Origin of the sequence: Achromobacter anxifer (assembly GCF_903652925.1) — a bacterium.
GTDB classification, from domain to species: domain Bacteria; phylum Pseudomonadota; class Gammaproteobacteria; order Burkholderiales; family Burkholderiaceae_B; genus Achromobacter; species Achromobacter anxifer.
The window spans coordinates 228,964-248,343 of the sequence record NZ_CAHLAR010000001.1 but is presented as its reverse complement, the minus strand read 5'-3'; the positions used below and the strand labels follow the sequence as shown (position 1 = coordinate 248,343).

Annotated in this window: 21 protein-coding genes; 14 read left to right on the top strand and 7 right to left on the bottom strand. The window is 68.9% G+C overall.

The genetic code is table 11. The features are described from left to right. Positions 1–12 precede the first annotated feature (12 nt). The 6 genes from HWY37_RS01195 to HWY37_RS01170 are packed head-to-tail and all read left to right on the top strand — an operon-like array spanning position 13 to position 5,581. Positions 13–1,023, top strand: coding sequence for an ABC transporter permease (locus tag HWY37_RS01195; RefSeq protein ID WP_176087651.1), 1,011 nt, complete (start codon positions 13–15; stop codon positions 1,021–1,023). A 4-nt stretch (positions 1,024–1,027) separates the two neighbouring features. Next, positions 1,028–1,924, top strand: a complete 897-nt coding sequence (gene nikC / locus HWY37_RS01190; protein ID WP_175207068.1) for a nickel transporter permease — start codon at positions 1,028–1,030, stop codon at positions 1,922–1,924. Positions 1,925–1,928: 4 nt separating this feature from the next. After that, a complete protein-coding gene (locus tag HWY37_RS01185; RefSeq protein WP_176087650.1) occupies positions 1,929–2,954 on the top strand; it encodes an ABC transporter ATP-binding protein in 1,026 nt (341 codons plus the stop codon). After that, on the top strand, positions 2,944–3,894 hold the full coding sequence (locus HWY37_RS01180) for an ABC transporter ATP-binding protein (protein ID WP_175207066.1): 951 nt from the start codon (positions 2,944–2,946) through the stop codon (positions 3,892–3,894). The genes HWY37_RS01185 and HWY37_RS01180 overlap by 11 nt, the downstream gene beginning before the upstream one ends. A gap of 60 nt (positions 3,895–3,954) precedes the next feature. Continuing rightward, positions 3,955–4,836: a LysR family transcriptional regulator gene (locus HWY37_RS01175; RefSeq protein WP_176087649.1), complete on the top strand. Its 882-nt coding sequence runs from the start codon at positions 3,955–3,957 to the stop codon at positions 4,834–4,836. A gap of 37 nt (positions 4,837–4,873) precedes the next feature. Then, positions 4,874–5,581 carry a FadR/GntR family transcriptional regulator gene (locus HWY37_RS01170; protein WP_176087648.1) on the top strand — a complete coding sequence of 236 codons (708 nt, stop codon included), beginning with the start codon at positions 4,874–4,876 and terminating at the stop codon, positions 5,579–5,581. Between the two features lie 69 nt (positions 5,582–5,650). Here the strand turns inward: HWY37_RS01170 and otnK are convergent, their stop codons facing one another. From otnK to HWY37_RS01135, 7 genes are all read right to left on the bottom strand, one after another. Beyond that, entirely contained in the window at positions 5,651–6,907 is a 1,257-nt protein-coding gene (otnK, locus tag HWY37_RS01165) for a 3-oxo-tetronate kinase (protein ID WP_176087647.1), read from the bottom strand. Further along, positions 6,904–7,824 (bottom strand): L-threonate dehydrogenase, encoded by a 921-nt coding sequence (ltnD, locus tag HWY37_RS01160; protein ID WP_281371983.1) that lies wholly within the window; start codon positions 7,822–7,824, stop codon positions 6,904–6,906. The genes otnK and ltnD overlap by 4 nt, the downstream gene beginning before the upstream one ends. 33 nt (positions 7,825–7,857) lie before the next feature. After that, on the bottom strand, positions 7,858–8,832 hold the full coding sequence (gene denD, locus HWY37_RS01155; protein ID WP_176087645.1) for a D-erythronate dehydrogenase: 975 nt from the start codon (positions 8,830–8,832) through the stop codon (positions 7,858–7,860). Further along, positions 8,829–9,629 carry a 2-oxo-tetronate isomerase gene (gene otnI, locus HWY37_RS01150; RefSeq protein ID WP_176087644.1) on the bottom strand — a complete coding sequence of 267 codons (801 nt, stop codon included), beginning with the start codon at positions 9,627–9,629 and terminating at the stop codon, positions 8,829–8,831. Before otnI ends, denD begins: the two co-directional genes overlap by 4 nt. A gap of 26 nt (positions 9,630–9,655) precedes the next feature. Further along, complete coding sequence (gene otnC / locus HWY37_RS01145; RefSeq protein ID WP_176087643.1) at positions 9,656–10,294, bottom strand: 3-oxo-tetronate 4-phosphate decarboxylase; 639 nt, start codon at positions 10,292–10,294, stop codon at positions 9,656–9,658. 175 nt (positions 10,295–10,469) lie between these two features. Beyond that, entirely contained in the window at positions 10,470–11,387 is a 918-nt protein-coding gene (locus HWY37_RS01140; protein WP_175207058.1) for an NAD(P)-dependent oxidoreductase, read from the bottom strand. After that, on the bottom strand, positions 11,384–11,797 hold the full coding sequence (locus tag HWY37_RS01135) for a carboxymuconolactone decarboxylase family protein (RefSeq protein ID WP_059378339.1): 414 nt from the start codon (positions 11,795–11,797) through the stop codon (positions 11,384–11,386). The genes HWY37_RS01140 and HWY37_RS01135 overlap by 4 nt, the downstream gene beginning before the upstream one ends. 209 nt (positions 11,798–12,006) lie before the next feature. Here HWY37_RS01135 and HWY37_RS01130 point away from each other — a divergent pair, with 209 nt between their 5' ends. From HWY37_RS01130 to HWY37_RS01095, 8 genes are all read left to right on the top strand, one after another. Beyond that, positions 12,007–13,224 carry an ABC transporter substrate-binding protein gene (locus HWY37_RS01130; RefSeq protein WP_176087642.1) on the top strand — a complete coding sequence of 406 codons (1,218 nt, stop codon included), beginning with the start codon at positions 12,007–12,009 and terminating at the stop codon, positions 13,222–13,224. Positions 13,225–13,246: 22 nt separating this feature from the next. Continuing rightward, positions 13,247–14,107, top strand: a complete 861-nt coding sequence (locus HWY37_RS01125) for a branched-chain amino acid ABC transporter permease (RefSeq protein ID WP_042796183.1) — start codon at positions 13,247–13,249, stop codon at positions 14,105–14,107. Further along, positions 14,107–15,081, top strand: a complete 975-nt coding sequence (locus HWY37_RS01120; RefSeq protein ID WP_176087641.1) for a branched-chain amino acid ABC transporter permease — start codon at positions 14,107–14,109, stop codon at positions 15,079–15,081. Before HWY37_RS01125 ends, HWY37_RS01120 begins: the two co-directional genes overlap by 1 nt. Beyond that, positions 15,074–15,814 carry an ABC transporter ATP-binding protein gene (locus tag HWY37_RS01115; RefSeq protein ID WP_175207054.1) on the top strand — a complete coding sequence of 247 codons (741 nt, stop codon included), beginning with the start codon at positions 15,074–15,076 and terminating at the stop codon, positions 15,812–15,814. The genes HWY37_RS01120 and HWY37_RS01115 overlap by 8 nt, the downstream gene beginning before the upstream one ends. Next, the gene (locus HWY37_RS01110) at positions 15,811–16,524 is read left to right on the top strand and encodes an ABC transporter ATP-binding protein (RefSeq protein WP_175207053.1); all 714 of its coding nucleotides are present in this window, start codon (positions 15,811–15,813) and stop codon (positions 16,522–16,524) included. The genes HWY37_RS01115 and HWY37_RS01110 overlap by 4 nt, the downstream gene beginning before the upstream one ends. A 117-nt stretch (positions 16,525–16,641) precedes the next feature. Next, a complete protein-coding gene (locus tag HWY37_RS01105; RefSeq protein WP_059378088.1) occupies positions 16,642–17,385 on the top strand; it encodes a GntR family transcriptional regulator in 744 nt (247 codons plus the stop codon). Then, positions 17,330–18,562, top strand: coding sequence for an alpha/beta fold hydrolase (locus HWY37_RS01100; protein WP_176087640.1), 1,233 nt, complete (start codon positions 17,330–17,332; stop codon positions 18,560–18,562). The genes HWY37_RS01105 and HWY37_RS01100 overlap by 56 nt, the downstream gene beginning before the upstream one ends. Beyond that, positions 18,559–19,362: an N-acyl homoserine lactonase family protein gene (locus HWY37_RS01095; RefSeq protein ID WP_176087639.1), complete on the top strand. Its 804-nt coding sequence runs from the start codon at positions 18,559–18,561 to the stop codon at positions 19,360–19,362. Before HWY37_RS01100 ends, HWY37_RS01095 begins: the two co-directional genes overlap by 4 nt. Positions 19,363–19,380 lie beyond the last annotated feature (18 nt).

The window sequence follows — 19,380 nt, the reverse complement described above, 5'->3', positions numbered from 1 at the left end:
ACCACAGGCGTCATGCTGCGCTTCATACTCAAACGCTCGGCCTTCATGCTGTTGATGCTGGCCGGGCTGCTGGCCATCACCTTCACGATCTCGCACGTGGCGCCGGGCGATCCCGCGCGCCTGGCAGCGGGCCCCAACGCCACCGAGGCGATGGTGCAGACCATCCGCGCCGAGTACGGCATGGACGAGCCGGTGCTGACGCAGTTCGGCCGCTACCTGGGCGGCGTCCTGCATGGCGACCTGGGACGCTCCATCACCACCACGCGGCCCGTGTTCCAGGACCTGCTGCGCTACTTCCCGGCGACGCTGGAGCTGGTGAGCTTCGCCATCCTGCTGTCCATCGTCGGCGGCGTGACGCTGGGCACCATCGCGGCGGCGACGCAGAACCGCTGGCCCGACCACCTGATCCGCCTGCTGTCTACCTCGGGCGTGGCGTTTCCGATGTTCTCGCTGGGCCTGCTGCTGAAGTACCTGTTCGCCCAGCACATGGAATGGCTGCCGCTGGGCGGCCGGCTGGACATGCTGGCCATTCCGCCCGATACCATCACCGGCTTCTACACCATAGACAGCCTGCTGCACGGCGACTTCGAGACCTTCGCGTCCGCGCTCAGCTACATGATCCTGCCGGCGCTGGCGCTGGCATTCCCGGCGCTGGCGTCCATCATCCGCGTGAACCGCGCCGAGATGCTGGAAGTGCTGCGCCAGGATTACATCGTGGCGGCGCGAGCGCACGGCGTGGCGCCGTGGCGCGTGATCGCCAAGTACGCGCTGCGCAACGCCATGCTGCCGACGCTGGCCATGATAGGCCTGCGCTTCGGCTGGATGCTGGGCGGAACCGTGCTGATCGAGTCGGTGTTCGACTGGCCCGGCATCGGCCTGTACGCGGTGCAAGCCACCATGAACTCCGACTTCCAGCCCATCATGGGCGTCACCCTGGTGCTGGGCGCAAGCTTCATGCTGATCAACTTCGTCATCGACATCATCTACGGCATGCTGGACCCGCGCGTCCGGCATCAAGGCTAGCGCCATGTCCACCACCGCCATCTCCACGCCGCCGCGCGCGCAGCACGGCCTGTCGCGGCAATTGCGGCTGTATGCCGCGACCTTCGCGCGCAACAAGTCCGCCATGCTTGGTCTGGTCATCGTGATTGCGTTCCTGCTGGTGGCGCTGTTCGCGCCCTGGCTCGCGCCCTATCCCGAAGACGCGACCGGCACCGTCAAGCTGGCGCAGAAGCTGCTGCCGCCGAGCCCGGCCCATTGGTTCGGCACGGACGAAATGGGCAACGACGTGCTGTCGCGCGTCATCCTGGGCGCCCGCACCTCGCTGCAGATCGGGCTCACCATCACCTGCATCGCCGCGCTGATCGGCGTGCCGCTGGGCGTCATCGCCGGCTACTTCGGCGGCCGCGTGCAGGAGTTCATCATGCGCGTGACCGACATCTTCCTGTCGGTTCCGGGTCTGGTGCTGGCCATCGCCATCGTGGGCGCGCTGGGCCCCGGCATCCTGAACGCCATGATCGCGCTGTCGCTGGTGTGGTGGCCGGGCTACGTGCGGCTGGTGCAGGCCAAGACCCTCTCGCTCAAGGGCGAGGTCTACATCGACGCGGCGCGCATGATGGGCGCCGGCCCGCTGCGCATCGTGTTCATCCACATCCTGCCCAATTGCGTGTCGCCCATCGTCATCAAGGCCTCCATGGACATGGGCATGGCCATCCTCAGCGCGGCCAGCCTCGGCTTCCTGGGCCTGGGCGCGCAGCCCCCTTCGCCCGAATGGGGCGCGATGATCTCGGTGGGCCGCAACTATCTGCCGCAATGGTGGTGGTACTCGGCCTTTCCGGGACTGGCCATCTACCTCACGGTGCTGGGCTTCAACCTGATCGGCGACGGGCTGCGCGATGTGCTCGATCCCAAGCAAAGGAGCTGAGGGCATGACCGCTCCCTTGTTGGAATTCGACGATTTCCGCCTGCACTTCGATACCTTCGACGGCAGCTACCAGGCGCTGGACGGCGTCACGCTCAGCCTCGCGCCCGGCGAAAGCCTGGGCATCGTGGGCGAGACCGGCTGCGGCAAATCCGTGACCGCCAAGAGCGTGCTGGGCCTGGTGCCCAGTCCGCCCGCCCGCGTCGTCAGCGGCGACCTGCGCTACCGCGGCCAGAGCCTGCTGGGCATCGGCGAGGCCGCCATGCGCCGGATCCGCGGCGTGGAGATCGCCATGATCTTCCAGGATCCGATGACCTACCTGAATCCGCTGTTCACCATCGGCGACCAGATGTCCTCGGTGATCGCGGCGCATGACGCGGGCAAGCCGCGCGGCCAGCGCCGCTCCAGCAACCAGCGGCGGCGCCTGGCCGCCGAGATGCTGGCGCGGGTGCACCTGCCCAACCCGGACACGCAGCTGGACCGCTATCCGCACCAGCTGTCCGGCGGGCAGCGCCAGCGCGTGCTGATCGCCATGGCCCTGTCCGGCTCGCCCTCGCTGCTGATCGCCGACGAACCCACCACGGCGCTGGACGTCACCATCCAGGCGCAGATCCTGGACCTGCTGGACGAGCTGCGGCGCGACCTCGGCCTGGCCATCCTGCTGATCTCGCACGACCTGGGCGTGATCTCGCGGGTCTGCGACCGCGTGGCCGTCATGTACGCGGGCACGGTGGTCGAGACGGCGCCGGTGGAAGACCTGTTCGACAATCCGCGGCATCCCTACACCCGCGGCCTGCTGGCCTCGGTGCCGCATCCGCGCAAGCCGGCCGAGATGCTGGCCGGCATCCCCGGCACCGTGCCCAACCTGCTCCATCCGCCCACGGGCTGCCGCTTTCAGGCGCGTTGCCCGCAGGCGGAGCCCGCTTGCGCGCAGCAACGGCCGCCGACCCTGACGCTCGCCCCCCGCCACACCGCCGCCTGTATCCGGCTGGCGCAAGACCACGCCTACGGCACTGCCACCCATGCTGCTTGAACTGCGCTCCGTTTCCCGTGACTTCCGCCTGAACGACGGCCGCATCCTGCATGCGGTCAGCGACGTGAACCTGGCGATCGAGCCCGGCCAGGCGCTTGGGCTGGTGGGCGAATCCGGCTGCGGCAAGTCCACCCTGGGCCGCCTGTGCGCGCGCGCCCTGGACCCGTCGCGCGGCAGCGTGCACTTCGACGGCCGCGACATCACCCGGCTCAGCCCGCGCGACCTGCGCGAGCTGCGGCGCTCGGTGCAGTTCATCTTCCAGGATCCGCATTCCGCGCTCAACCCGCGCATGACCATCCTGCGCAGCGTGTCCGAGCCGCTGATCCTGCACACCGACCTGCGCGGCGCCCGACTGCGGGCGCAGGCCGCCGAGCTGATGGAGATGGTGGGCCTGCCCGCCCAGTTCCTCAGCCGCTATCCGCACGAGCTGTCCGGCGGCCAGAAGCAGCGCGTCTGCATCGCCCGCGCCATCGCGCTCAAGCCCAAGCTGCTGGTGCTGGACGAGCCGACCTCGGCGCTGGACGTGTCGGTGCAGGCGCAGATCCTGACGTTCCTGAAGGAATTGCAGTCGCGCTTCAACCTGTCCTATCTGTTCATCTCGCACAACCTGGCCGTGATCCGCGCGCTGTGCCCGCGGGTGGCGGTCATGTACCTGGGCCGCATTGTTGAACAGGGTCCGACCGAAGACGTCTTCGTGCAGCCGCGCCATCCCTACGCCGAGGCGTTGATCGACGCGATCCCGGTGCCCGAAGGCCGTCAGCCCGCGCGCCGCATCACGCTGCAGGGCGACATCCCCTCGCCCATAGACCTGCCGCGCGGCTGCGCCTTCGCCTCGCGTTGCGGCAAGGCCATCGCCGGCCTGTGCGAAGTAACGCAACCGGGCCTGCACGCGACCGGCCCGGCCCACGAGGTGCGCTGCCACCTCTACGCGCCGGCCTGAGGGCGGGCGGCGAGGCACGGTGCAAGATGGTAAAAACGCAGCTGATATGAGTCGCCCCGCATGACCGCCCCCCTGGACAAATTCGCCAACCAGCTCGACTGGAACCTGCTGCGCACCTTCATGGTGATCGTGCAGGAGCGCAGCATCACCCTGGCCGCCCACCGCCTGTCGGTGACGCAGCCCTCGGTCAGCGCCGCGCTGCGGCGCCTGGAAGAACGGCTGGAGCGGCGCCTGATCGAACGCGGCGGCGCCGCCGCTTTCCAGCCCACCCCCGCCGGCGAAGTGCTGTACCGCCATTGCGCCGACATCTACGGCGTGGTCACCGCCCTGCCCAGCGCGCTGGACGCCGCCCACGCCGAGGTCCAGGGCATCGTCACCCTGCATCTCAGCGGCCACATCCACTGGCCCGAACTGCCCGGCCTGATCGCCGCCTACCGCCAGGACTACCCCCTGGTGCGGTTCCGCTTCCGGCGCGGCACCTGCGACGAGATCCTCGGCCAACTGGCCCAGAAGAACGCCGTCCTGGGCGTGGTGTCGGCGCACGACGCCCGCCCGGTGCTGGTGCAGCGCAAGCTGTTCGACCAGGAAATGAGCCACTACGTCCGCGCGCCCGCTCCCGCCGAAGACCCGCGCGCCGCGCCGGTGCTGGGCTACGAGGGCGAACAGGCGGGCTCGCCCCTGGCCGCGCTGTCCATGCACCGCATCCGCGCGGGCCTGGAAGGCCCCACCGTGGCGGACGCGCCCGACTGCATGGCGCTGGCCGCCCTGGTGCGCGCCGGCGCCGGCATCGGCGCGCTGCCGCGCCGCCTGGCGGCCGCGGACGCCAGCCTGGCCGAACTGCCGCTCGCCCCGCTGGTCCTGCCGGTCTATCTGGTGCGCCATGAACAAGGCGGCCTGAGCCCCGCCGACCAGAGTTTCCTGCAGTACCTGGAAGCGCATTAGCGCCCGCGCCGAAGGGGCCGCGCAGTATCATACGGCGATGGCATTTCCCCGGCTTCCGACCCCTCCCACGCTGACCGACACGGTCGCCAAGCGCCTGCTCGCCGAGATCGACGAGGGCCGCGTGCCGCCGGGCGAAAAGCTGCCCACCGAAAGCGCGCTGGCCGAGCAGTTCGGCGTCAGCCGCACGGTCATCCGCGAGGCGGTTTCGCGCTTGCGGCAGGACGGCATCGTCGAAGCCCGGCAAGGCAGCGGCGTGTACGTCACCGGCCACGCCGGCAACCGCGCGCTGCGCATCGACGCCGCCGAGCTGTCCTCGCTGGACGCGGTGCTGCACATCGTGGACCTGCGCCGCGCGCTGGAAACCGAGATCGCCGCGCAGGCCGCGGCGGTGCGCAAGAAGCACGACATGGCCGACATCGACGCCGCGCTCGCCGCGATTTCGCAGGCGGTCGAGAACGGCGGCGACGGCGTGCAGGAAGACGTCGCCTTCCATCGCAGCATCGCCCGCGCCACCGGCAACCCCTATTTCCTGACCACCTTGGCCTTCGTCAGCCAGTTCCTGGAAGCCGCCACCCGCGTCACGCGCGGCAACGAAGCCCGCCACGCCAGCCTGATGCGCGCCGTGCTGCAGGAACACATCGCCATCGTCGAAGCCATACGCAGGAAGGACGTGGACGGCGCCCGCGAGGCTGCCCGCATCCACATGGTGAATGCCGCCAAGCGGCTGAGCCAGGCGCACCGCTGATGCAACGCGGCCGGTGCGCCGCGATTCGCGCCTGGGACGCATCAACGCGAACGGCCGTTACGGCGGCGCCTAGCCGAATGCCTTGATGAAGAAATCCCGCGTGCCGAAGTTGCCCGACTTCAGCGCGATGCTGATGTCGCCCTGCGCCGCCGGCGCGTGGCCGGAACACCAGGGCACGCCGGGATCGATCTGCTCGCCGATGGCGATCTGCTCCAGGCCCAGCGCCTGCACCACCGCGCCCGAGGTCTCGCCCCCCGCCACGATCAGCTGGCGCACGCCGCGTTCGACCAATCCGACCGCGATACGCGCGATGGCGTCCTCGATCATAGCGCCCGCGCGCGCCGCGCCCAGCGCGCCCTGTGCTTGCCGCACTTGCTCAGGTTGGGCGGTGGAATAGACCAGCACGGGGCCGTCCCGCAAGCGCGCATCGGCCCAGGTCAGCGCTTCTTCGACCACGTCGTCGCCTGCCGCCAGCCGCAGCGGATCCAGCGCCAGCGCCGGCCGGCCGCTCTCGATGAACGTCGCCACCTGGGCGTTGGTGGCCGCCGAACAACTGCCTGCGACAACGGCCTGCAAGCCCGGCGCGCGCGCCTGCACGGCCTGCGCGGAGGCAGGCGTCAGCCCCCAGTTGCCCGGCAGCCCGATGGCCACGCCCGAGCCCGCCGTCACCAGCGGCATGCCGGCCAGGGCTGGCCCCAGGGCCAGCAGGTCGTCGTTGGAAATGGCATCGACGATGGCGATCTCCACGCCTTCCGCCTTCAATTCGCGTATGCGGGCGCGGATGCTTGCGCTGCCGCGCGCCATCACGCTGTAGTCGATCAGCCCGACCCGCCGCGTGGTCTGCGCGGCCAGCACCCGCAGCAGGTTGGGGTCGGTCATAGGCGTCAGCGGATGGTGCTGCATGCCCGATTCGTTCAGCAGCACGTCGCCCACGAACAGATGGCCCTTGAACACCGTGCGCTTGTTGTCCGGGAAAGCTGGCGTGGCGATGGTGAAATCCGTGCCCAGCCGCGTCATCAACGCATCGGCGACAGGCCCGATATTGCCCGCGGGCGTGCTGTCGAAAGTGGAGCAATACTTGAAGTAGATCTGTTCAGCGCCTTGCGCCCGCAACCAGTCCAGCGCCGCCAGCGACTGCGCCACGGCCTCGGCGGCGGGCAGCGTGCGGGTCTTGAGCGCGACCACGGCGGCGTCGGCGCCGCCGCGCAGGGGCGCGCCGGGTATGCCTATGGTCTGCACCGTGCGCATGCCGGCCCGCACCAGGTTGTTGGCCAGGTCGGTGGCGCCGGTGAAGTCATCGGCGATGCAGCCCAGTTTGATGCTCATTTGGCCTCCGGCAGGGAAATTCCCGGGAATATCTTGATCACCGCGCTGTCGTCCTCGCGGCCGTGGCCGGCGCTGGATGCCTGCATGAACATCTGGTGCGCGGTGGACGCCAGCGGCAAGGGGAAGCGCGTGCTCCTGGCCGTGTCCAGCACCAGGCCCAGGTCCTTGACGAAGATATCGACGGCGGACAGCGGCGTGTAGTCGCCGGCCAACACGTGGGCCATGCGATTCTCGAACATCCAGCTGTTGCCGGCGCTGTGCGTGATCACGTCATACAGGGCATCCGCGTCCACGCCCTCGCGCAGGCCCAGCGCCATGGCTTCCGCCGCCGCCGCGATGTGCACGCCGGCCAGCAGCTGGTTGATGATCTTGACCTTGCTGCCCGCGCCGGCGCGGTCGCCCAGGCGGTAGACCTTGCCCGCCATGGATTCCAGCACCGCGCCACAGGCCTCGTAGGCGGCCGCGCGGCCGGCGGTCATCATGGTCATCTCGCCCGCGGCCGCGCGCGCGGCGCCGCCGGAGATGGGCGCGTCCAGGTACAGGATGCCCTGCGCTTCGAGCCGCGCCTCCAGCGCGATGGACCAGTTGGGGTCCACGGTGGAGCACATCACGAATACCGCGCCCGGACGCAGCGCGGCGGCCAGGCCGCCTGCGCCATACAGCACCTCTTCGGTCTGCGCGGCGTTGACGACCACGCTGACGACGATGTCGCAGGCCGCGCCCATGTCCGCCAGCGTGGCGCAGGCCACGCCGCCCTGCGCCGCGAAGGCGGCGCAGGCTTCCTGCCGGATGTCGTACACGTGCACGTCGTGGCCGGCCCGGCGCAGGCTTTGCGCGATGCCCGCGCCCATGGCGCCCAGGCCGATGACGCCGACGCGCCGGGAAGGTGTTTGGAGTTTGCTCATGTCGTCAGGAATCCAGCGGCGAGAGAAAGGGAACGCGGCCCGCGCTCAGCGCGCCAGGTCATCGGCCATGTAGGCGCGGATGATGTCCGCAAAATCGGCGTCGCCGCGCAGGCCCAGCGCCTGCGCGCGGGACGTGTCCCAGCGGCCCGGCCAGCTGCCCACGATGCGCTCGACCCGCTCGTCCGGCTGCCAGCTGACCCGCGCCGCGACTTCGTCGCCGGCCACCTCGCGCAGCGCCTGCACCATCTCCGCCGCCGTGACCGACACCCCCGGCAGATTGATGGGCGCGCGGTCCGCGACCGCGGCGGCGTCCAGCTCGCAGCCGGCGATCAGCGCCTGGATCGCGCCGCGCGGCGACAGCAGCCACAGGCGCGTGTCGGCGCGCACCGGGCAGACGGCCGCCTGGCCGTTCAAGGGTTCGCGGATGATGCCGCTGGCGAACGAGGAGGCCGCCGCATTGGGCCGCCCCGGCCGCACGCTGATGGTGGGCAGGCGCAGCACGCGCCCGTCGACATGGCCGCGCCGCGTGTAGTCGGCCAGCAGCAATTCGGCGATGGCCTTCTGCGTGCCGTAGGACGATTGCGGATTGAGCGCGGTATCGTCGCGCACGGTGTCGGGCAGCGCGCCGCCGTATACCGCGACCGAACTGGTGAAGATCACCCGAGGCCGGTGGCCCAGGGCGCGGCAGGTTTCCAGCAGCGCGCGCGACGCATCCAGGTTGATGCGCATGCCCAGGTCGAAGTCAGCCTCCGCCTGTCCGCTGACGATGGCCGCCAGATGGAAGATGGCGCGGGTATCCGTGGCGATGGCCTGCCGCAGCACCTCGGGATCGGCGATATCGCCCACCCGCGTCCGTATGCGCGGATCGTCCGGCCCCGGAGCCTGCACCACGTCCAGCAGATCGATCTGCGTGATGGCCTCGCGCCTGCCGCCGTCCAGCGCCAGCGCGCCCTGCTCCAGCAGCTTGCGGGCCAGGCGTTGCCCCAGGAATCCTGCGCCGCCGGTGATGAGTATCTTCATGTCGCGGTATGCCCCGTGTGTTTCAGGTAGGGCCGGGCCCAGCCCAGCCCGGCGGAGGTGCCGGCCCGGGGCCGGTATTCACAGCCGATCCAGCCCGCATAGCCCAGCGCGTCGATCTGCTCGAACAGATAGGGATAGTTCAGTTCGCCCAGGTCCGGCTCGTGGCGGTCCGGCACGCCTGCGATCTGGATGTGGCCGATGCCCGCCATGTCGCGCTTGAGCTTGACCGCGATATCGCCTTCCACGATCTGGCAGTGGTAGATGTCGAACTGCACCTGCAGGTTGTCCGCGCCGACCTCGGCGCAGATGGCCTGGGCCTCGTCCTGGCGGTTGAGGAAGAAGCCGGGGATGTCGCGCGTGTTGATCGGTTCTATGACCACCGTCACGCCCGCGGAGGCGGCGGCGCGCGCCGCCCAGGCCAGGTTCTCAAGATAGACCGCGCGGTGCGCGGCACGGTCCTGCCCGGGCTGGATCAGTCCGGCCATCAGGTGCAGCTTGCGGTTGCCCAGCGCGGCGGCGTACTCCAGCGCCAGGTCGACCCCGCGCCGGAATTCGCTTTCGCGTCCGGGCAGCGAGGCCGTGCCGCGCTCGCCGCCGGCCCAGTCGCCCGGCGGCGCATTGAACAGCGCCTGGGTCAGTCCTTGCGCCTGCAGCCTGGCCTTGAGATCGGCAGCTGAAAACTCGTAGGGAAACAGGAATTCCACCCCCGCGAATCCGTCCCGCGCGGCCGCGGCAAAGCGGTCCAGGAAGGGATGCTCGGTGTACATCATGCTGAGGTTGGCGGCCAGGCGCGGCATCGCGATTCCTTGATTGCAGTAGCGTTTCAGTAGCGGGCGCCGAACGCGGCCCGCAGTTCATCGATGGCGGCGGCGCTCAATGGCTCGGGCCGGGGATCGCTCATCAGCCACAGGCGGGCGGTTTCTTCCAGTTCTTCCAGGGCATGGGACGCATGCGCCACGGAGCGCTCCCACACCACCGGTCCCAGCCGCTCGAACAACGCCCCGCGCACCTCGCCGGCCACGGCGGCCACCTCGGCCGCGGCTTGCGGGTCGCCGGGACGGCGGTACGGAATCAGCGGAATCCGGCCCACCTTCATGATCTGATAGGGCGTGATGGGTGGCAGCACTTCGTCCGGCCGCCACACGCCGGCCAGGGTCAGCGCCACCAGGTGCGTGGAATGCGTGTGCACGATGCCGCGGGCGGCGGGGCTGGCCTGATAGATGCCGCGATGCAGTTCCAGCGTCTTGGACGGTCTGTCGCCCGATACGTGCCTGCCGGAAGCATCGACCTTGGACAGCGCGGCGGGATCGAGCCGCCCCAGGCAGGCGTCGGTCGGCGTGATCAGCCAGCCATCGTCCAGGCGCGCGCTGATGTTGCCGGCGGCGCCCACGGTATAGCCGCGGTTGTAGAGACTGGCGCCGACGGCGCAGATCTCTTCGCGGATGCGGGATTCTTCAGTCATGAGCGCCCGCCGTTGCGGCAAGGGGCAGACTCGCGTGGCGCGGACGCGGCAAGCATGACGACCTTCCTCCGTAGCGTAAAGTCATAAGGTCATCATACAAATTTATCGAAAGAAGCACTCCCCGGGTAAATACCGAGCAGGCGGCGCGGGCTCCCGCCCCGCCGCGCCCGGTCGATCAGTCTTTGGGTTTGGCGCCCAGTTCCACGCCTGCCAGTTGCTCGGACAGGCGTGCAATAGCGGTATGGTCCTGGCCCTTGCCCAGCGTCTTGCCGGCCGAGGCCCATAGTTCGCGGCACAGCGAGGCGAACGGCGTGGGCGTGCCGGTATCGGTCGCGATGCCCAGCGCGATGCCCAGGTCCTTGACCATCAGGTCCAGGCCGAAGCCGGAGTTGAACTGGCGCGACAGCACGAATTGCTTGAACTTCTTCTGGGTCGAATTGTTCATGCCGGTCGACGCGTTGAGCACGTCGACGATCACGTTCGGATCCAGGCCGAACTGCTGGCCGATCAGCATCGCCTCTACGCCGATCAGAAAGCCGCCGGCCGACACCAGGTTGTTCAAGGCCTTCATGGCGTGGGCGCTGCCCACCTCGCCCACCGCCGTGATCGAGGTGCCCATGCTGGACAGGGCCGGGCGCACCCGCTCCAGCGTCGCGGCGGGCCCGCCGTACATGATGGCCAGTTCGCCCGTGCGGGCGCGCGGCACGCCGCCGGACACCGGGGCGTCGACCATGACGCCGCCAGCGGCAGCCACGGCCTGCGCCAGGCGCTGCGTGTGCGCCGGCACGCCGGAGCTCATGTCCACGACCACACTGCCCGGACGCAGGCCCGCCAGCACGCCTTGTTCGCCGTTCAGCACCTGCTCGACGATCGCGCTGGTGGGCAGCATGGTGAAGATGATGTCGGACTGGGCCGCCAGTTCGGCGCAGGTGGCGGCGGCCTGGCCGCCGACCTCCTGGGCAAACCTGGCCGCCTGGCCCGGCACGGCGTCGAACACCGTGACGGCAAAGCCGGCCTGCACCAGCCGGGCGGCCATGGGCCAGCCCATGCTGCCGATGCCGATCAGGCCCACGCGCTCCTGCGGGGCGCTCATGCCTTGGACTCCTTGAAGGCGCCCTCTTCTTCCAGCACCTGGTTGGCGACCTTGAACGCGTCCAGCCCCGCCGGAATACCGCAGTAGACCGTGGCCTGCAGCAGGATTTCCTTGATCTCCTCGACCGTCACGCCGTTGTTCAAGGCGCCCTTGACGTGCAGCTTGATCTCGGCCGGGCGGTTCAGCGCCGTCAGCATGGCCAGGTTGAGCATGCTGCGCGTCTTCTTCTCCAGGCCCGGCCGGCCCCAGGTGTAACCCCAGCACCACTCGGTGGTGATGTGCTGGAAGGCCATCATGAATTCGTTGGCGCGGGCCAGCGAGCCGTCCACGTATTCGGTGCCCAGCACTTCTCGGCGCAGGTTCAGGCCTTGGTCGAACAGGGCCTGGGTTTCGGATTTGGTGTCTGCCATGAGTTCCTCTTTCGTGATGGGGTGACGGGCTGCGGACCGGACGAACGCCCGATCTGTTTTGTCTGATTGTCAGGCAGTTTTCCGGAAATCGTCAATAGTCCGATTGTCAGACAATCTTCTTGACTGCTTAAATTTTGAGCACAATAATGTGCCGCAGAGCGCCGGGCCGGCAGCCTTGCGCCACACCCGAAAAAAGCCAGGAGACAGACATGACAAAACCCCAACAGGCCATGCGCCGCGGGCGCAGGGAATTCGTCGCTGGACTGGGCGCAGCCGCGCTGGCCGCCAGCTTGCCCGGCCGCGTGCTCGCCGCGCCGGCGGAAATCAACGTCGGCGTGATCCTGCCTCTGTCGGGCGCCAACGCCCAGTTCGGCATCAACTCGCGGCAGGGGCTGGAACTGGCCGCCGACGAGATCAACGCGGCCGGCGGCATCAAGGCCATGAGCGGGGCCAGGCTCAAGCTCATCATTGCCGACGCCACTTCCCAGCCCACCACCGCGGCCACCGTGGCGCAGCGCCTGATCACGCAGAACCGCTGCGTGGCCATCATCGGCGCCTACGCCTCGTCGCTGACGCTGGCGATATCGGAAGTGACCGAGCGCCGCGGCATTCCCCTGCTCACCATGTCGTTCTCGGACGTGCTCACCGAGCGCGGCTTCAAGCACATCTTCCAGGTGGTTTCCAAGGGCTCGGTGCTGGGCCGCGCGCAGTACGACTATGCGGCCTCGGTGGTGGCGGGCGCCTCGGACATCAAGAAGATCGCGCTGCTGTACGAAGACACCGCCTATGGCACCTCGCAGGCGGTCGGCGTGCGCAACGCGGCCAAGGCCGCGGGCGCGCAGGTGGTGCTGGACGAGGCCTATCCGCTGGGCATCACCGACGTCACGCCGCTGATCAGCAAGCTGCGCGGATCGGATGCCCAGATCGTCTTCCCGATCTCGTACCTGAACGACAGCCTGCTGATCATCCGCGTCATGCGGCAGCAGCGCCTGACCGTGCCCATTGTGGGCGGGGCCGCGGGCTACGTCATTCCCGACTTTGCCAAGGCCCTGGGCCAGTATTCCGAGGCCGTGCTGTCGATCGCCCCGGCCAACTACGACCAGGCGCCCGAATACACCGAGCGCTACCGCAAGCGCTTCGGCACCTTCATGCCGCACGAGGCGCTGGAACATGCCGTATGCGCGGGCGTGCTGGCCCAGGCGCTGGAAGTCGCCGCGTCCGACAAGCCGGAAGCCGTCTCCCAGGCGCTGCGCGCGCAGAAGTACGACCAGGGCTGGGCGGGCGTGATGTCGGGCGGCGGCGTGCATTTCGACGCCAACGGCCTGAACACCATGGCGCAGCCCATCATGGTCCAGTGGCAGAAGGGCGAACTGGTCTCGGTCTGGCCGCAGGCGCTGGCCAAGGGCCGCGTCATCACGGCATCCTGAACCCCAAGCGCGGAGCACGGTCATGCAATTCCTGCAGGCATTGGTGGACGGCATTCTGCTGGGCGGGGTCTACGCGGTCATCTCCATCGGTCTCACGCTGGTCTTCGGCGTGGTGTCCATCGTCAACTTCGCCCAGGCCGAATTCCTGATGGTGGGCATGTTCGTGGCGTACTTCGCCTGGAAGCTGCTCGGCCTGGATCCCTTGCTGGGATCGCTGTTGTCGTTCGCGGTGGCCTTCGTGCTCGGCGTGCTGACGCAGAAGTACCTGATCAACCGGGTGCTGAAGGCGCCGGCGGTCGCGCAGATCTTCCTGACGGTAGGCCTGCTCATCGTCATGGAGAACCTGGCGCTGATCCTGTTCGGATCCGAGTTCCGCTCGGTGCAGACGCCCTACCAGATGACGGCGCTGGCGGTGGGGCCCATCCTGCTCAGCGCGCCCTATCTGCTGGCCTTCGCGGTCGCGTCGGTGGCGGGCCTGGCCCTGTGGTGGGTCCTGAAGAAGACCTGGTGGGGCATGGCGGTGCGCGCCACCGCCCAGGATCCCATGGCCGCCAGGCTGTCCGGCATCTCCACGCACCGCGTGCACCAACTGGCTTTCGGGCTGGGCGTGGGCATGACGGCGCTGGGCGGCGGCATCATCCTGCCCTACCTGACCGCCTCGACCACCGTCGGCGCGCAGTTCAGCGTGCTGATGTTCACGGCGGTGGTGCTGGGCGGCCTGGGCAGCGTGATAGGCGCGGTGGTGGGCGGCGTGGCGGTCGGCGTGATCCAGTCGCTGTCTTCGCTGGTGCTGCCGATGCAGCTGCAGAACCTGGCGTTGTTCGCCATCTTCATCCTGGTGCTGGCCGTGCGCCCGGAAGGTCTTCTGAAAAGGGCGGGCTGATGACCAAGAACCGACAACTCCTGCTGTGGGCGCTGCCGCTGGCCGCCGCCCTGATCGTGCCGTGGCTGATGGAAGACCAGGGCTACGGCATCCGCGTCCTGACGCTGGTGCTGCTGTTTGCCGCCATGGGCCAGTCCTGGAACATCGTGGGCGGCCTGGCCAACCAGATTTCGCTGGGCCATGCGGCCTTTTTCGGACTGGGCGCCTACACCTCGACCCTGCTGCTGATGCGCTACGGGATCTCGCCCTGGCTGGGCATCGTCGCCGCCATGGCGGTGGCCGCAGCCGCGGGCGCCCTGCTCAGCCTGCCCACCATGCGCCTGCGCGGGCATTACTTCGCGCTGGCCACGCTGGCCTTCGGCGAAGTGCTGCGCGCCATCGCCAACACCTGGGCCTCCGTGACGGGCGGGCCGGTGGGCGTGTCGATCCCGTTCTCGGAAGGCCTGGCCCAGATGCAGTTCAAGTCCAGCATCCCCTATTACTACCTGATGCTGGCGGCCGCGGTGATCACCTCGATCGTGTTCGCGTTAATCAGCCATTCGCGCCTGGGCTACCGCCTGCGCGCGGTCAAGGCCAACCCGCAGGCCGCAGAGGTGATCGGCGTGGACACCGCCCGCACCCGCATCCTTGCCGCCGTCATCTCGGCGGCGCTGATGGGCGCCTGCGGCACGCTGTACGCGCAGTTCATTTACTTCTTCGACCCGGACACGGTCTTCTCGCTGGTCGGCATCTCGGTGCGCGTGGCGCTGATCTGCATCATCGGCGGCGTGGGCACGGTGGCCGGCCCGCTGATCGGCGCGCTGGTCATCATCCCGCTGGAAGAGACGTTCAACGACTGGCTCTCGGGCCACACCGCGGGCGTATCGCAGCTGGCCTTCGGGCTGATCCTGATCGCCATCATCCTGATCGAACCGCGCGGCCTGTCGGCGCTATGGACCCGGCTGCGCAACACGATGCGAGGCCAGCATGCCTGACATCCTCAAGGTCTCGCGCATCCAGCGCCGCTTCGGCGGCCTGAAAGCCGTGGACGACGTGTCGTTCACCGTGGCCCGCGGCGACATCCTGGGCCTCATCGGCCCCAATGGCGCCGGCAAGACCACCCTGTTCAATCTGCTGGTCGGGCTGTACCGCGGCAATGGCGGCAGCATCGAACTGGAAGGACGCGAGATCAGCGGCCTGCGGCCCCACCAGATCGCGGCGCTGGGCATGACCAAGACCTTCCAGAACGTGGCGCTTTTTCCCGAAATGACGGTGCTGGACAACGTGCTGGTCGGCGGACTGCTGCGCCACGACGTCGGCCGGGCGCGCCGGCTTGCGCTGGACAATCTCGACCGCGTCGGCCTGGCCGGCATCGCCGCCAAGCCCGCCGGCGAACTGTCGTTTCCCGAGCAGGCGCGGGTGGAGCTGGCGCGCGCGCTGTGCACCGACCCCAAGGTGTTCCTGCTGGACGAAGTGATGGCGGCGCTGAACGAGTCCGAGATGGACGCCCTGCTGGACCTGATCCGCACCCTGCGCGACGAGTCCGGCATCACCTTCATCGTGGTGGAACACCATATGCGCGCCATCATGCGCCTGTGCAACCGGATCCTGGTGCTGTCGTTCGGCCAGAAGATCGCCGAGGGCAGCCCGGCGCAGATCGCGACCGATCCCACGGTGATCGAGGTCTACCTGGGCAAGTCGCTGGAGCAGCTGGAGGTGCCGGCATGAGCCTGTTGCAGATCCAGGGCCTGACTGCCGCCTACGACCGCAGCCCGGTGCTGCGCGACATCACGCTGGACGTGCCCGCGGGCGGCTTCGTCGCCGTGGTCGGCGCCAACACGGCCGGCAAGAGCACGCTGCTGCGCTGCATCTCCGGCCTGCTGGACAAGGTCGGCGGCAGCGTCAGGTTCGACGGGCAGGAGATCCTGCGCCTGGCGCCGCACCGCATCCCCGAACTGGGCATCGCCCACGTGCCGGAAGGCCGCCACGTCTTTCCGGAAATGACGGTCGAGGAGAACCTGTACCTGGGCGGCTACACCCGCCGCCGCGACATGGCGGCGGTCAGGCGCGGCTGCGACCGGATCTACGCGCTGTTTCCGCGGCTGCGGGAACGGCGCCGCCAGCAGGCCGGCACGCTGTCCGGCGGCGAGCAGCAGATGGTGGCCTTCGGCCGCGCCTTGATGCTGGAGCCGCGGCTGTTGCTGCTGGACGAACCCAGCCACGGCCTGGCGCCCAAGATCGTCGAGGAGATGCACCAGGCCATGATAGACATCCACCGCAGCGGCCTGACCATCCTGCTGGTGGAGCAGAACACGCGCCTGGCGCTGTCGGTGGCCGAGTACGCCTACGTGCTGCAGTCGGGCTCCCTGGTGCTGTCCGGCCCCAGCGCCGAACTGCTGGAAGACGGCCGCGTGCGCGCGGCCTACCTCGGGTTGTAGCCATGGCCCGCCGACGGGATATATTGCGTCTTTACGTAGACACGGCGGTTCGCCGCGGCGCGGCCATGAGCCTGCGCCGGCGCGCAGCCCCGCCGCCAGCTTAAGCGAGAGACAGCCATGGCCAGCCCGACAGGCGCGGTATTCGAAAAACCCGGCACCCTGCGCACCCGCGTGGAGGAATTCCTACGCGCGTCCATCATGGACGGACGGATCAAGGGCGGCGAACGCCTGCGCGAACAGGAACTCTGCGATCAGCTCGGCATCAGCCGCAGCACGCTGCGCGAGGCGCTGCGCACCCTGGAAGCCGAACGCCTGATTTCCATCGAGCCGCACCGCGGCCCCACGGTGGTGCGCATCACCGAAAAAGCGGCCCGCGACCTCTATGCCCTGCGCGCCCTGCTGGAAGGCTATGCCGCGCATGAATTCGCCAGGCTGGCGAGCGATGCCGACGTCGAACGCCTTCGCAAGGCGGTCGACGCCCTGCACCGCCAGGCCAAGGGCAGCAACAAGGCGGCCCTGCTGGCGGCCAAGCGCGACTTCTACGACGTGCTGCTCAGCGGCTGCGACAACGACCTGGTCAAGGACATGCTGCCGGGCCTGCTATCGCGCATCAATCTGCTGCGCGCCACCTCGTTCGCGCGCGCCGACCGCCTGCCGGAAAGCATGGCCGAAATCGACCTGATCTTCGAGCGCATCCGGGCTCGGGATCCGCAAGGCGCGCAAAGCGCGGCGCAGAGCCATATCGTGAACGCGGAACGCACCGCGCTCGAAGTGCTCAAGCGCCAGCAACAGGAGACCTCCGACAGTGAAGGCGATCGTCCAGAAACTAAAGGCCGGGGCAGCCCTGGCTCAGCAGGATAGCGAGTTCATCCTGGCCGCGCGCGGCCTGCCCTGCGCCATCTGGCTGCAAGCGGGGCCCGCGCCCGATGAAAGAATCGCGGCCTGGGCCGGCCAGCCAGCCGCCCCCTCCCAATGCATCGTCGTCAGCGCACCGCCTGAAACCTGGCACAAGCTGCTCAGCGATACCCCGTCCCCGGGCTACCATTCCTTCACCGCGGCCCGCCGCCAGGCGCAAGGCCTGCGCGTCAGCGGCGACGCGCTGGCCATCGCACAAGCCCTGCATTCGCTGGAAAGGCTGTTCGAGATCCTGCGCGGCCAGCTCGCCGCCGCGCCCGAACTGCTGGACCGCAGCCCGATTTCCGGCGCCTACGCCACGCTGGACATCGGCCCGGTCCGGACCTCCCTCTACTATGAAACCAGCGGACTCGACGCCGGGCCGCCGCTGCTGATGCTGCACACGGCGGGCGCCGACTCCCGCCAGTACCATGCGCTGATGGCCGACCCCGGACTGCGCCGGCAATGGCGCATGATTGCCTTCGACATGCCCGGGCACGGACGCAGCATGCCCCTGCCCGGCCACGCCTGGACCGCGGAAGGTCTCACGCGCGACGCCTATCTGCAGACCTGCCTGGCGGTGATCCGCCAGATCGCGGGCGCGCCGGCGACGCTGCTGGGCTGTTCTATGGGCGCGGCGATGGCGCTGGTGGTCGCGGCAAACAGCCCTGCCGACGTGGCCGGCGTGGTCGCGCTGGAGGCGCCGTACAAGGCCGCCGGACGGCGCACTCCCATGCTGTGCCATCCCCAGGTCAACCAGGCCGCGCACAACCCCGCCTATGTGCGCGGCCTGATGGGCCCTGCCTCCACCCTGCAGGCGCGACGCGACGCGGCCTGGATCTACTCGCAGGGCGGCTTCAACGTCTACGCCAACGATCTCTGGTTCTACAGCGAGGACTTCGATGCCGCCGAACATCTGTCCGGCTTGAACGCCGACGCCTTCGGCATATCGCTGCTGACTGGCGCCTATGACTATTCGGCCAGCCCCGAGGATTCCCGCCGGGTCGCGGCCCTGATTCCCGGCGCGCGCTTTCAGGCCATGCCGGAACTGGGACATTTCCCCATGGTCGAGAACCCGCAACGCCTCCTGGACTATCTGCGGCCCGAGTTGGACCGCCTGCGCACTCACGGAGCCATCGCATGATGCTGCCCAATTACGAGGTCTATGCCCTGCGCTACGCCACCGTGGCGCGCCAGCGCAGCCAGAACTTCATCACGCCGCCGGACCCGCATGACGGCCCGATGCCGATGGACTATTTCGTCTGGGTCATCCGCGACGGCGCGCGCGCCTACCTGGTCGACACGGGATTCAATGAAGAGGCGGCGCGCGCCCGCGGCCGCGAGTTCCTGCGCTGCCCGATAGAGGCCCTCGCAAAGCTGGGCATCGCGCCCGCCGACGTCCGCGACGTCATCGTCACGCATCTGCACTACGACCACGCCGGCAACATACGCAAGCTGCCGCAAGCCCGCCTGCACCTGCAGGAAAGCGAGCTGCACTACGCCTGCGGCTGCAATATGCGCTTCGACATGCTACGCCATGCCTATGCGGTGGAAGACGTGGTGGACGTGGTGCGGGGCGTATACGACAAGCGCGTGGCCTTCTACCAGGGCCATGACGAGATCGCGCCGGGCCTGCAGCTGCTGCACATTGGCGGCCACACCCGCGGGCTGCAGGCGGTGCGCGTGCACACCGCGCGCGGCTGGATGGTGCTGGCCTCCGACGCCAGCCACTACTACGACAACATGGGCCGCGATGCGCCCTTTCCCATCGTCGACAACGTGGCCGACATGCTGGCGGGCTACGAGATCCTGCTGAAATTCGCGGAATCGCCCGACCACATCGTGCCGGGACACGATCCCCTGGTCAGGACGCGGTATCCGGGCCTGGCCGGCGGCGATACCGAAGTGGTGGCGCTGCACCTGGGCAACGGCGCGCGCAGCTGAGCGCGGCAACGCCCCCGC